The following is a 12,373-nucleotide window of genomic DNA, read 5'->3' as shown; positions in this document are numbered from 1 at the left end:
CGCCGGTGCGTTCACCACCGCCACCGGCGGCCCCGGCGACTGGTTCAACGTCCGCGACCACGGTGCGAAGGGCGACGGCACGAGCAACGACACGGCGGCCGTGCAGAGCGCGCTCGACGCGGCGGCCCAGGCGGGCGGCGGCACCGTGTACTTCCCGGCCGGCACGTACCTGGTGCTGCCGACGTCCACCGCCCCGGCGCTCACCGTCGGCGGCAACGGGATCCACCTGGTCGGCGCGGGCAGCAAGGCGTCGATGCTGGTGAAGGGCGACAACGGCATCCTGCTGCGGATCTCCGGCGCCGGCCCGGACGCCACCGGCGCGACCCACCGCCGGTACTGCGCGGTGGAGGACCTCGGCTTCAACGGCAGCGGCCGCACCGGCCTGGTGCTGGAGCTCTACTACAACGACAACACCGTGGTCCGGGACGTCTACATCACCAGCAACCTGGACACCTGCATCGACGGCGTCGAACTGTGGGACTCGCGGATCTCCAACCTGGTGGTGGAGTCCAGCACCGGCACCATCGCCGACCCGCGCCCCAACCTGTGGCTGCGCAACGCCTCCGCCGCCTCCGGCTGGGGCTCCAGCCAGGACAACACCAACCAGGTCCATCTGACGGGCTGCCGGTTCGAGGCCTTCGGCACCGGCGCGGTGTGGATCGCCGCGGGCACCGGCTCCACCAACAACCCGAACGGCATCTACCTGACGGACTGCAAGTTCGAGACCTCCCAACTGCTGCGCGGACCGCACCTGAAGGTCGACGCCTCCTCCAAGCACGTGCACGCCCGCGACATCTACTGCTACGCGGGCAACTTCGCCTCCACCGGCGACAAGGCCGCGCAGAACATCATCACCTGGGCCGGCGTCGCCTCCAGCCTGGAGAACGTGCTGATCGCCAACGGCTCGGTGGCGACCGTCAATTCGGGCCTCACCGTGTACGCGGGCAAGGGCGCCACCGCGGTGCTGCGCGACGTGATCGGCCTGTACGGCACCGCCCCGCTCGGCGCCCACGTGTACTTCGAGGCCAACGCCGACCCGGGCGACTACCGGCTGGAGAACACCTACGCCAACACCGGCGCCCAGTTCAGCGGCACGGTGCCGACCACCAACGCCCCCAACCCGCCGCTGCGCCTGGTCAACGGCCCGGTCTCGGACGCCTCGTTCAACCGCACCCCGGCCAACGGCACCCTCGCCGTCGACACCCTGAACCACCGTCTGTACGTCCGGGTCGGCGGCGTCTGGCAGTGGTCGGCGCTCAACTCCTGACCGTTCTCGCGGTGCCGGCCCGGATGCTCAGAGCTCCTCGGCCCGGGGCGGGTTCGCGCCGGCCACCGCCACCGTCCGGGCCGCCACCCGGGCGGCGAAGCGGCAGGCCCGCTCCAGCTCCTCGACCGTCAGGGCGTCCAACCGGCCGCCCAGGCGGCCCTGTTCGGCGAGCGAGTGGAGCAGGCCCGCGGTGAACGAGTCGCCCGCCCCGACGGTGTCGACCACGGTGGTGGGCGGTGCGGGCACCCGGACCCGACGGCCGTTCAGCGAGGCGAGCGCGCCGCGCTCGGCCAGGGTGACCACCACCAGTGGGGCGCCGGCCTCGTGCCACCGGTCGCAGGCCTGTTCGGGGGTGGCGCCGGGCAGCAGCAGCGCCAGGTCGTCGGCGCTCAGCCGCAGCAGGTCGGCGAGTTCGCACCAGCGGGCCAACCGCCGCCGGTAGGCGGCGGGTTCGACCAGCAGCGGGCGGACGTTCGGGTCGATCGAGACGGTGGCGGCGGCCCGCACCTCGGCCAGCAGCTCCTCGATCCGCGGGCCGCCCGGCTCGCGCACCAGGGCCAGCGATCCGGTGTGCACGCACACCGCCCCGTCGGTGCGGGCCGCCGCCAACTCCCGTTCCGTCCACTGCCAGTCGGCGGTGCCCTCGGCGTGGAAGGAGTAGGCGGCGTGGCCCTCGGCGTCGAGCGCGGCCAGCGCCAGGGTGCTCGGCTCGGCGGCCCGGACCGCGCCCGACAGGTCCACTCCGGAGCCCGCCAGGTGGGCGCGGAACAGCTCGCCGAACGGGTCGGCGGAGATCCGGCCGAGGAACCGGGTGGGTGTGCCGAGGCGCGCCAGCGCCACCGCCGTGTTCGCGGGGCCGCCGCCCGGCAGCACCCGCAGCGCCAACTCCCCGGCCGCGCCGCCCCGCGCTCCACGAACGCGTCGGCGACGCACTCCCCGACCACGGTGACCGACCGACCTGCCATCGAAACCCGCCTCCCATCAGCGCGAACGCACACCCGACCGGTCCGGACTCCATCACCGCCACCCGCCCCGCGTCAACGCGCCCGGCCCCCGGGGTGTCGCCGCCCGGCGATGTACCTTTCAGCCGCACGCCGCCCGAATCCTCGCCCAAATGGGAGCGCTCCCAAGGCTATTGACACACACCTCGCCCATCTGGCCTCATATCCCGTACCCACCCGGGCACTTGTGGGAGCGCTCCCCCTAATCTCCCTCTTCTCCCCGCACCGCCCGCTCGTACCACCCCCACCGGACGCCCCCACCCGCGTCCAGAGAGGAACGAGACCATGCGACTCCCGTTGCACCGGCGACTGTCGCGCCGGCTGGCGGCCCCGGCCGCGGCGCTGGCCGCGCTGCTGGCCGCCACCCTCGCCGCCCCGGCGGTCCCGACGGCGCACGCCGCGCTGACCGCCACCGGCGGACCGGCTGCCGCGACAGCCTCGGCCGGCGCCGGTTTCTGGCACACCAGCGGCCGGCAGATCCTGGACGAGGCCGGGACGCCGGTCCGGATCGCCGGCATCAACTGGTTCGGCTTCGAGACGTCCAACTACGTGCCGCACGGCCTGTGGAGCCGCGACTACAAGTCGATGATCGACCAGATGAAGTCGCTGGGCTACAACACCATCCGGCTGCCGTACAGCGACGACATCTTCAAGGGCACCACCCCGACCAGCCTGAACACCTCCGGCGGGATGAACGCCGACCTGGTCGGCCTGAACTCGCTCGGCGTGATGGACAAGCTGGTCAACTACGCGGGCAGCGTGGGCATGAAGGTGATCCTGGACCGTCACCGCCCGGACTCCGCGGGGCAGTCGGCGCTCTGGTACACCTCCTCGGTGCCGGAGTCGACCTGGCTGGCGAACCTGAAGTCGATCGCGGCCCGGTACGCGGGCAACTCGGCGGTGGTCGGCATCGACCTGCACAACGAGCCGCACGACCCGGCCTGTTGGGGCTGCGGCGACCAGGCCACCGACTGGCGGCTGGCGGCGCAGCGCGGCGGCGAGGCGGTCCTGTCGGCCAACTCGAAGCTGCTGATCTTCGTGGAGGGCGTGCAGACCTTCAACGGCTCCTCCACCTGGTGGGGCGGCAACCTGCAGGGCGCGGGCCAGTACCCGGTCCAACTGAGCGTCGCCAACCGGGTGGTGTACTCGGCGCACGACTACGCGACCAGCGTGGCGCAGCAGCCGTGGTTCTCCGACCCGAGCTTCCCGGCGAACATGCCGGGCGTCTGGGACAAGAACTGGGGCTACCTGTTCAACCAGAACATCGCGCCGGTGTGGGTGGGCGAGTTCGGCACCACTCTGCAGTCCACCGTCGACCAGCAGTGGCTGAAGGCCCTGGTGCAGTACATGCGGCCGACGGCGACGGCGGGCGCGGACTCGTTCCAGTGGACGTTCTGGTCGTGGAACCCGAACTCGGGTGACACCGGCGGCATCCTGAACGACGACTGGACCACCGTGAACACGGTGAAGGACGGCTACCTGGCGTCGGTCAAGTCCCCCGGTTTCACCGGCGGTTCGGGCGGCGGGACGGGTGACACCCAGGCCCGTCGGTGCCGGCCGGGCTGACGGTGACGGGCAGCACGGCGAGCAGCGTGTCGCTGTCCTGGACGGCGTCCACCGACAACACCGCGGTGACGGGCTACGACGTGTACCGGGCCGGCACGAAGGTGGCGTCGGTGACCGGAACCTCGTACACCGACAGCGGGTTGAGCGCGGCGACGGCGTACAGCTACACCGTCCGGGCGAAGGACGCGGCGGGCAACGTGTCGGCGGCGTCGGCGGCGGTCACGGCGACCACCTCGGCGGGCGGCGGCACCAGCACCGGGTGCGCGGCGACGGTCAGCCTGAACGACTGGGGCGGCGGCCTGACCGCGACGGTGACGGTCACCAACAACGGCACCGCCGCCGTCAAGGGCTGGCAGGTGGCCTGGACCTGGCCCACCGGCCTTCAGATCAGCGGGAGTTGGAGCGCGGACGTGGCCCGCAGCGGGCAGAACGTGACGGCGACCAGCCTCGCCTACAACGGGGCGCTGGCCCCGTCCGCGTCGACCAGCTTCGGCGTGCAGGCGACCCGGACCGACTCCTCGGCGGTGGCGACGGTGACGCCGGTCTGCACCGCGACCTCCTGAGGCACCGCAACTCCTCGACGGCGTTCGCCGGTTCACCCCACCGGGGGTGAACCGGCGAACGCCGTCCGGGCGTTGGCGGTCAGCTGTGGACGGCTTCGAGGAATCCGCTGGTGGTGGCCCCGGCCTCGGCGGGCAGGGGGCGGCCGTGGGCGGCGGCGACCTCGCCGAGGGAGGTGAAGCGGGTGGTCCAGCCGTGGGCGTCGAGCCAGTCGGCGGTGCCGGGGCCGAGGCCGCCGCGCCACAGCGAGGTCATCTCGGTGAGGCCCTCCTCGGCGGGGGTGCGGGTGACGTCGCGGCCCTGCTCGACCAGCAGGCGGCTGCCGGGGGCGGACAGTTCGCCGACGGTGGTGAGCAGTCGGGCGGCCTGCTCGGCGTCGAGGTAGACCAGCAGTCCCTCGGCGAGCCAGGCGGTGGGCTGCGCGGGGTCGAAGCCGGCGGCCCGGAGCCGGTCGGGCCAGCCGGGGTCGGTGAGGTCGGCGGGCAGGACGGTCCGGGCGCAGCGCGGCCGGGCGCCGTGGGCGGCGAGGACCTCGTCCTTGAAGGCGAGGACGGGCGGCAGGTCGAGTTCGAACAGCCGGGTGCCGTCGGGCCAGGGCAGCCGGTGGGCGCGGGTGTCGAGCCCGGCGGCGAGCACGACGACCTGGCGGGCCCCGGCGGCGAGCAGCCGGTCGTCGTAGTGGCGGGTGCGCAGGATGCCGTGCGTCAGCAGGCGGCGGGCGAACGGGCCGGGCCGGGCGTCCTCGGGGCGGGGCGGGGCCCCGGCGGCGGTGACGAAGGCGAGCGCGTAGGGGTCGGTGAACAGCGGTTCGGGCTGGGCGCTCTCGTAGGCGCGGACCCGCGCCACGGCGAGGGCGGTGCGGGACACGGGGCTCAGCCGCTCGGCGGCGGGCTCGGCCGGGCCGGCCGGCTGTCGGTTCGTCATGCCGGAAAAACTACATCGCCACAGATGCATCTGTGAAGATGCATTCTTCGGGTACCCTTCCGGGATGGACGGCGTACGGCTGCTGCGGCTCGGCAAGCGACTGACGGAGCTCGGCCGGGAGATGGTCACCGACCACGCCTCGGCGACCCTCTCCCCCGGCGAGATCGCGGTGATCTCCGACGTGTACCGGCACCCGGACACCTCGGTGCAGGACATCCGCGCCCGCACCGGCTTCGCCCAGAGCCACGTCTCCACCTCGGTCGCCCGCCTGCGCGAGCGAGGCCTGCTGGACGCCGCCCCCGACCCGGCGGACGGCCGCCGCACCCTGCTGCGCGCCTCCGAGGTGGCCCGCGGCTACATCCGCGCCCGGGTCGCCCGTCCCGCCGAGCCCGTCATCGCGGCGGCCGTCCCCGACCCGGCGCAGGCCCGCCGGGTCACCGAGCTCCTCGACGAACTGGCCCAACTACTGCTCCCGCAGGACGGCGCGCCGCGGACGGGCGGGCCCGGCGACCGTCGGTGACCATGGACGGGACAGCAGTCCCGCCCAGCCCCCGGAGGCCGTCCATGATCGAGATCGCCGACATCCGCGAGTGGCGCGGCCAGGACGTGGTCGACCAGGACGCCAAGAAGATCGGCTCGCTGGAGAACATCTACGTCGACACCGCCACCGACCAGCCGTTCTTCGCCACCGTCACGGTCGGCATGCTCGGCCGGCACCGCCTGGTGTTCGTGCCGATCACCGACGCCGTGGTCGGCCCGGCCTACCTGCGGGTGCCGTTCGGGCGCGGCGAGGTGAAGAACGCGCCGTCCATCGACACCGACGGCGTGCTGCCCGCCGAGCAGGAGCCCGAGGTGTTCGCGCACTACCAGCTCGAGTACGTCGCCGGCGCGAGCGGCGAACGGCGGCTCGCCCGCCGCTGACCGCGCCGCGCGGCCTCAGGCGGCCAGTCCCGGCCGGTTCTCCTCGACGTACGCCTTGAACGCGGCGAGCTCGTCGATGACGTGCCGGTCGGTGAAGCCGAGCCCCTCCACCAGGTGGTCCCACAGGCCGTGCGGCTCGGTGTCCAGCTGAAGCATCACCCGGGTGCCGAGCTCGCCGGCCTCACCGGTACGGTGGAACGTGACCACCCCGGACTGCCCGTCCGCACCGCCGGTCCAGGCGATCCGGTCCAGCGCCACCACCTCGGTGGCGGCGGCCCCGCGATCCGCCCCGCCGCGCATGCAGGCGGGCAGCGACTCCCGTTCCGTCCACGCCCGGTAGACGACCTCGATCGGGGCGTCGATCTCCACGGATTCCTCGATCCGGCCCATGGCGTTCCCTCCTCACCGGGTGCGGCCGCCCGACTGCGGTCCGCGTCCGGGCCCCGCTTGCCCCGTCCGCACGCGGGCATGCACGGGAAACCCGTCCGTCTCCCCGGAACGGCCGACGTGACCTTCTTCACATGAACTTCACTCGTTTGCCCGGCATGAGTCCCGGACGACCGGGTACCCGGGGACGGACCGGCCGGAGACGAGGAAAGGAAAGGCATGCCCGTGCCCACTGATGAACTTCTCCTGTCCGCACCCGCCGGGGCGAGCTCCGACCAGATCGGATCGCCCTCGCCGACCGAGGACCACTTCCTCGGTCGTCTCGGCATCGACACGGCCTCCGGGTCCGCGCTCGACGCCCTTGCGGACCCTGCCAACGCCACGCCCGCCGACGCCCGCGAACTCAGCCGCGTGCTGCTCCGCCGCCTGGCCGGACTGGAGGAGGGAACCCGGGAGTTCTCGTACGTCCGCAGCACGCTGATCGAGCTGAACCTGACCCTGGTCAAGTTCGCCATCCGCCGCTTCGGCCACACCAAGGAGCCGTACGAGGACCTCCTCCAGGTCGGCTCGGTCGGCCTGATCAAGGCCATCGACCGGTTCGACCCGGACCTCGGGGTGGAGTTCACCACCTACGCCGTACCCACCATCGTCGGCGAGATACGGCGCCACTTCCGCGACACCACCTGGTCCGTGCACGTGCCGCGCCGGCTCCAGGAGCTGCGCCTGGACCTCGCCAAGGCGCAGGACGCGCTCGCCCAGACGCTGGACCACGAGCCGACCGTCACCGACCTCGCCGAGTACCTGTCCCTGCCCGAGGAGGAGGTGATCGAGGGCCTGGCCGCCGCCAACGCGCACACCGCCGGCTCCCTCGACCTGACCTCCCCGGGCGAGGGCGACGGGCAGCAGCCCGCCGAACGGCTCGGTCACGTCGACGGCGGCTACGGGCTGGTGGAGAACCTGGTCGCGCTGAAGCCGCTGATCGCCCGACTGCCCGAACGGGAACGGCTGATCCTCTCGATGCGCTTCACCGAGGACCTCACCCAGTCCCAGATCGGCGCGCGCCTGGGCCTGTCCCAGATGCACGTCTCGCGGCTGCTGTCCCGCACGCTGGCCAAGCTGCGCACCGGCCTGGCCGCCGACGCGACCTGACGGGACGTCAACCACGGGGTGCCCGGTGGCCTTCGGCCGTCCGACCCCACCGCACCGGGCACCCCGTGTCGACCGCCGCACCCCGGTGTGCGTAAGGTCGAACCAGATCGGTCGAGGGAACAGGACGAGGATGCCAGCCGAGAACATGCCCGTGGCGCCCCTGGCGGTGGAGGTCCGGCGCACGCCGTCGAACGCGGCGGTGTGCACGCTGTCGGGCGATCTCGACATCGAGACCCTGGAGCCCGCCCGCGAGGCGTTGGACCACCTGCTGGCCCAGCGCCCCCCGGCCCTGGTCGTCGACCTGGGCCGCGTCGACTTCTGCGACTCCTCCGGTCTGAACCTGCTGCTCCAGACCCGGATGGCCGCCGCCGAGGCCGACCTGCCGTTCCACCTCGCGGCGCTCTCCGGACCGGTCCGGCACTTGCTCGAACTGACCGGCGCGAAGGCCGTCTTCACCATCCACGACACCGTGGATGCGGCCCTCCCCGCCGACCGGTGAGGCCCGCCCGCCGCGTGCCGTCCGCCGCACCAGGCATAATCCGGCCCCGGTCGGGAAACCGACCCCTGAGCCTGCCGCCGAGACCGAAGGGAACCCGCCCGTGACGCCCAGCCGGGGAACCCTGGACGGCGACCGCCCGGACACCGGCGCGGTCCTGCCCCCGGCGGCCAGCGCCGCCGGCTGCGGCTGGCGGGCGTCCCCCGCCCGGTGGCCCGCGCCCGCGCCTTCACCACCGAGGCGCTCCGCGACTGGTCCTGGTCCACCCCGCCGGACGCCGACCTCGGCGAGGACGTCGTGCTGCTGGTCGCCGAACTCGTCGGCAACGCCATGCTGCACGCCGGCGGCCCGCTCGAACTCGTGCTGGACGCCACCCCCGCCCGGCTGCGGATCGAGGTCTCCGACGCCTCCTCCGTACTGCCCACGCTGCGCACCCCGCACCGTCCCGGCCTGCCCGGCGGCCACGGCCTGTACATCGTGCAGCACACCGCCGACCGCTGGGGCTCCGACCTGCACTCCCAGGGCAAGTCCATCTGGGCGGAGATCGACGCCGGCCGCCTGCTCGCCTGAGCCGCCCCGCGCCGGCACCGCACCACGAAGGCCCACCGGCCTCGCCCCTGCACCGCACCACGAAGGCGGCCCCCGATCCTCGGGGGCCGCCTTCTCGGCTGTCCGGCTCCGGTGCGCGGACTCACCTGCTGCGATTGCGCCGCCGGCGGCGCAGCATGAGCTGCCGTTCCTCCTCGGTGCGGCCGCCCCAGACCCCGTAGCGCTCCCGGGTGGCCAGGGCGTGCCGCAGGCAGCGTTCCCGGACGGGGCAGCGGGCGCAGACCGCCTTGGCGGCGCGGTCGCGGTCGTCGTGGGCCTGTCCGCGTTCGCCGGACGGGTGGAAGAACAGCCGGGAGTCGGCGGCTCGGCAGGCGCCCTGCAGCTGCCAGTCCCACTCCTCCTCGACGGCTCCGGGCAGGCGGGAGATCACGGTCATCGGATGCTCCTAGGGTCGGACGATCGGATCAACGGACGAACGGGTGTGCCGTCCGTGTAACCCCGATCCGCCGTCCGAACCGCCCTGCGCGCCGCCTCCTGCGGCGCCTCCGACCATCGCGCGGTCACCGCCCGCGCTGCGGCCGCCGCCGGTGCCGCGGTCACCGCCGGTGCCGCGGCCGCCGCGGTCAGTCCTCCTCGGGCTCCGGCGGCGAGGAGGCCGGGACGGCGAACTCGGGGCCGTCCTCCGCGGTCTTCTCCGACTCGTCCGGGGGCGGCGGCGATCCCTCGGCGGTCATCCGGGCTTCCGGGGTCTCGGTGGGCGGCCACTCGTCGGCCGGTGCGTCGTGGTCTCCGTGCGTGTGGTGCGACATCTCGCCTCCCGCGGCTCTGTTCGACCCCCCTGTCTCCATGGTGCGTCCCTGCCCGCTGCGGCACCCGGCCATTCCGGGGCGTGTCGGCGGGAGCACGCCGCGTCCCCGGGGCCGGCTGGCAACTTCCGGGCGGCGGGCGCACGGTGGACGGGGGGTCGTTGTCCACCCCGCCGCGAGAGGAGAGTGTGGCCATGTCGTCCAAGCGACGCCGCAAGAAGAAGGCCCGCGCCAGGCGCAAGGCGAACCACGGCCGTCGGCCCCAGTACTGAGGCCCGCCCGCGTTTCCCGCAACGCCGAACCCCGAACACCGACGACGGTGGAGCGGCCGCCCGATCCGGACCCAGCCCCGGACGGCGGCCGCTTCCCGTTGCGCCTCCGGCTGCCGCGCTCCGCCTTCCCCGCGCGGCGCGGGCCGTCAGCCGGTGACCGGGATCCGGGGCGCCGCCGCCCTCGCGTGGGCGGCCTCGCGGATCGGTGACAGCCCGCACGCCCAGACCATCACCGCGCCGAGGGCCCGGGCCAGCGGCCGGTCCCAGAGCCGGCGGACCGCCCACGGCCGGCTGATGCCCAGCTCGCGGCGGGCCCAGCCGGGCAGCAGCCCGACCGCCGCGTTGGTGAGCACCCGCACCGCGAGCCGCTCGCGCCCGGTCCGCCCGAAGCCGCGCAGCAGCGCGACGGCCTCCAGGGCCTCGGGGGTGACCCGCAGTTCGCGCCGCACCCGGGCCAGGTAGCCGGCCAGCGCGGCCCGCGAGCCGGGGACCCCGTCCGCGCCGAGCAGTTCGCCGATCAGCGCCACCTCGGACAGGTAGGCGTCGCACTCCGCCTCGCTCAACCGGCCGCTCCCGGCGAATACCTGATGTCCCATCAGGAAGCAGGACACCTCCGCCGTGTGCACCCAGCAGAGCAGTTCCGGTTCGTCCGCCCGGTACGGCCGTCCGGCCGCGTCGAAGCCACGGACGTGACGGTGGATGCGGCGCACGCCCTCGATCGCGGCCTCGGCGGCGGCGGACGAGCCGAGCGTGGTGGTGGACACGAAGCGCGCGGTGCGGTGCAGGCGGCCCGTCGGGTCGGTGCGGTAGTCGGAGTGCTCGGCGACGGCGCGCATCGCCACCGGGTGCAGCGACTGCAGCATCAGCGCGGCGAACCCGCCGACCAGCATCCCGGCCGGGTGCTCGTGCACCCGCCACACCACGCTGGACGCGCCGAACAGCCCCGGGTCCCCGGGCGGCCGGTCGTAGCGCTCCAGGTGCAGTTCGGCGCCGTGCACCGTGGAATTGATCTCCCGCAGCAGCCTCCGCCGCAGCGCCTGGACCGGCCGCCACCCACCTGCCACCGCCGAGCACCTCCCGCCCCGGTTCCCCCGCGTTCTTCCTTCCCGCCCACCCTACGCCGCCCACCCCCGCCGCCGAATGGGGCTGACAGCACGCCTCGACAGCCGCTACGATCACCGGCGATGACTACTCGTGGATTGGAGGTCCCGTCCGCCCGAAGTGAGTGCTGATGCACCACACTTCGCCGACGGACGAGGACACTCGTACCTGCTTCTGGCCGCGCGTCCGGCAGTTCGCCGTTCCCCCGGCCATGATCGATGCCGCCACCGCCCGCCGTGAGCTGGGCGACTGGGCGGCGCCTGCGCAGCAGCCCGGTTCGACCCGGAGCTGGACGTCCGGGCCGTGGCCCGGGCGCACGGTTCCGAACTCGCCGGCCAACTGCGCGACGACCTGCGCCACTTGGCTCCGGACCTGCTGCGCTGGCACCTGCCCCGGGTGGCCCCCGACGGGCTGCTGCGGCCGAACCTGAGCGCCACCCTGGCCCGCTACCCCCGGGACGGACCAACCGCGTTCCACCTGGTCGCCCGCACCGCGCCCCACCGCGCGTCGGCGGGCCAGCGGGTGAGCCTGGCGCTGTGGCGGGACGCCGGTCCGCGCCCGCAGCCACGCTTCCGCCTCGACCTGCACCGGCACCTCTGGGACGCCCGCCGCGCCCCGAACTCGCCTCCCGCACCGCGTTGCTGACCGACCATCAGTCACCGGTGCGTTCATGGGAGTTCGAGGCCGGCCTGCTGCGGGCGGCGGACGGGCTGCCGCCCTACGCACCGGTCGCGGTACGGCTGGCGGCGCGCCGATTCCTGCTGCTCTCGCCCGAACTCGGGCCGGTGGACGCGGAACTGCGCGCGCCGGGCGACGCCGCCGTGCTCCCGGACGCCGCCACCTGGGCGCCGCCCGACCTGTGGCTGCTGCGTACCGGGGCCGTGGACGCCGACCGGCTGCACCCGCTGGTCGCGGCCGCGCTCGTGCCCGGCCACCGGTCGGCCGCGGCCGCGCCACCGTCCGCGGCGGATCCGCTGCTGGTGGACTGCCGGGGAGCCCGGCACCGGGTGGCACTGGTGGACGGCCGGCTCACCGCGCTCGACCATCCGCCCGAGCAACTGCGCCGGGAGGAACTCCTGTTGGCGTTCGGCGGGCCACCGCTCCCCTGCCTTCGGACCATCGACCGCGCCCACCGGAAGCCCGGCGACCTGGACGCCATCATGCAGCGCCTGCTGCACGGCGACCGGGCCGGCGCGCTCACCACCGTCCGTCAACTGATCGGCGACGAAACGCCTTTGCGTGAGGGACCACTCGCCGACAGCCTCACCGCCGACGACCGCCGACGCGACCTCGCCACCCTCCACCGGCCGGCCTCCACCACCCCACCACCCCACCTCCACCTCCCGCCACCCGGACGGCCACCCGTACCGCCC

12 protein-coding genes and 3 pseudogenes are annotated in these 12,373 nt (G+C 74.1%); 9 read left to right on the top strand and 6 right to left on the bottom strand.

The features are described 5' to 3' along the window. Nucleotides 1-1,267 (top strand): glycosyl hydrolase family 28-related protein (locus KCH_RS42920; RefSeq protein ID WP_035869253.1); only part of this gene is annotated, 1,267 nt, incomplete at its 5' end. Nucleotides 1,268-1,294: 27 nt separating this feature from the next. On the opposite strand, the pseudogene KCH_RS32880 reads toward KCH_RS42920, so the two are convergent. Beyond that, nucleotides 1,295-2,232 (bottom strand): annotated as a pseudogene (locus tag KCH_RS32880) (carbohydrate kinase family protein). A 321-nt stretch (nucleotides 2,233-2,553) separates the two neighbouring features. On the opposite strand from KCH_RS32880, the pseudogene KCH_RS32875 reads away from it, so the two are divergent. After that, nucleotides 2,554-4,397, top strand: a pseudogene (locus tag KCH_RS32875) (cellulase family glycosylhydrolase). A 79-nt stretch (nucleotides 4,398-4,476) separates the two neighbouring features. Here the strand turns inward: KCH_RS32875 and KCH_RS32870 are convergent. Continuing rightward, on the bottom strand, nucleotides 4,477-5,319 hold the full coding sequence (locus tag KCH_RS32870) for an SAM-dependent methyltransferase (RefSeq protein ID WP_051653708.1): 843 nt from the start codon (nucleotides 5,317-5,319) through the stop codon (nucleotides 4,477-4,479). Nucleotides 5,320-5,383: 64 nt separating this feature from the next. Here KCH_RS32870 and KCH_RS32865 point away from each other — a divergent pair, with 64 nt between their 5' ends. Both KCH_RS32865 and KCH_RS32860 read left to right on the top strand, forming a co-directional pair. Then, on the top strand, nucleotides 5,384-5,839 hold the full coding sequence (locus KCH_RS32865) for a MarR family winged helix-turn-helix transcriptional regulator (RefSeq protein WP_035869249.1): 456 nt from the start codon (nucleotides 5,384-5,386) through the stop codon (nucleotides 5,837-5,839). 44 nt (nucleotides 5,840-5,883) lie between these two features. After that, nucleotides 5,884-6,240, top strand: coding sequence for a PRC-barrel domain-containing protein (locus KCH_RS32860; protein WP_035869246.1), 357 nt, complete (start codon nucleotides 5,884-5,886; stop codon nucleotides 6,238-6,240). 15 nt (nucleotides 6,241-6,255) lie between these two features. Here the strand turns inward: KCH_RS32860 and KCH_RS32855 are convergent, their stop codons facing one another. Then, a complete protein-coding gene (locus KCH_RS32855; protein ID WP_035869240.1) occupies nucleotides 6,256-6,630 on the bottom strand; it encodes an SRPBCC family protein in 375 nt (124 codons plus the stop codon). Nucleotides 6,631-6,846: 216 nt separating this feature from the next. On the opposite strand from KCH_RS32855, the gene KCH_RS32850 reads away from it, so the two are divergent. The 3 genes from KCH_RS32850 to KCH_RS32840 all read left to right on the top strand — a co-directional run bounded on the left by KCH_RS32850 (nucleotide 6,847) and on the right by KCH_RS32840 (nucleotide 8,842). Beyond that, the gene (locus KCH_RS32850) at nucleotides 6,847-7,776 is read left to right on the top strand and encodes an RNA polymerase sigma factor SigF (protein ID WP_035869231.1); all 930 of its coding nucleotides are present in this window, start codon (nucleotides 6,847-6,849) and stop codon (nucleotides 7,774-7,776) included. A gap of 145 nt (nucleotides 7,777-7,921) precedes the next feature. Beyond that, nucleotides 7,922-8,275, top strand: coding sequence for an STAS domain-containing protein (locus KCH_RS32845; RefSeq protein WP_244305536.1), 354 nt, complete (start codon nucleotides 7,922-7,924; stop codon nucleotides 8,273-8,275). Nucleotides 8,276-8,482: 207 nt separating this feature from the next. Next, a complete protein-coding gene (locus KCH_RS32840) occupies nucleotides 8,483-8,842 on the top strand; it encodes an ATP-binding protein (protein WP_244305535.1) in 360 nt (119 codons plus the stop codon). Between the two features lie 121 nt (nucleotides 8,843-8,963). Here KCH_RS32840 and KCH_RS32835 read toward each other — a convergent pair whose 3' ends face one another. Both KCH_RS32835 and KCH_RS32830 read right to left on the bottom strand, forming a co-directional pair. Next, nucleotides 8,964-9,257 carry a WhiB family transcriptional regulator gene (locus KCH_RS32835; protein ID WP_035869222.1) on the bottom strand — a complete coding sequence of 98 codons (294 nt, stop codon included), beginning with the start codon at nucleotides 9,255-9,257 and terminating at the stop codon, nucleotides 8,964-8,966. Between the two features lie 187 nt (nucleotides 9,258-9,444). Next, nucleotides 9,445-9,630, bottom strand: coding sequence for a hypothetical protein (locus tag KCH_RS32830; protein WP_035869220.1), 186 nt, complete (start codon nucleotides 9,628-9,630; stop codon nucleotides 9,445-9,447). A gap of 191 nt (nucleotides 9,631-9,821) precedes the next feature. Here KCH_RS32830 and KCH_RS47690 point away from each other — a divergent pair, with 191 nt between their 5' ends. Continuing rightward, nucleotides 9,822-9,899, top strand: coding sequence for a 50S ribosomal protein bL37 (locus KCH_RS47690; protein WP_482793303.1), 78 nt, complete (start codon nucleotides 9,822-9,824; stop codon nucleotides 9,897-9,899). A gap of 146 nt (nucleotides 9,900-10,045) precedes the next feature. Here the strand turns inward: KCH_RS47690 and KCH_RS32825 are convergent, their stop codons facing one another. Beyond that, entirely contained in the window at nucleotides 10,046-10,963 is a 918-nt protein-coding gene (locus KCH_RS32825) for an oxygenase MpaB family protein (RefSeq protein WP_063750220.1), read from the bottom strand. Nucleotides 10,964-11,130: 167 nt separating this feature from the next. Here KCH_RS32825 and KCH_RS47485 point away from each other — a divergent pair. Further along, nucleotides 11,131-12,361: pseudogene (locus tag KCH_RS47485) on the top strand (hypothetical protein); the annotation flags it as partial. Nucleotides 12,362-12,373: the final 12 nt, after the last annotated feature.

Origin of the sequence: Kitasatospora cheerisanensis KCTC 2395, from assembly GCF_000696185.1 — a bacterium.
In the GTDB taxonomy this organism is placed as follows: Bacteria; Actinomycetota; Actinomycetes; order Streptomycetales; family Streptomycetaceae; genus Kitasatospora; species Kitasatospora cheerisanensis.
Note: the sequence above shows the minus strand (reverse complement) of the source record. Positions and strands in the feature narration are given on the sequence as shown.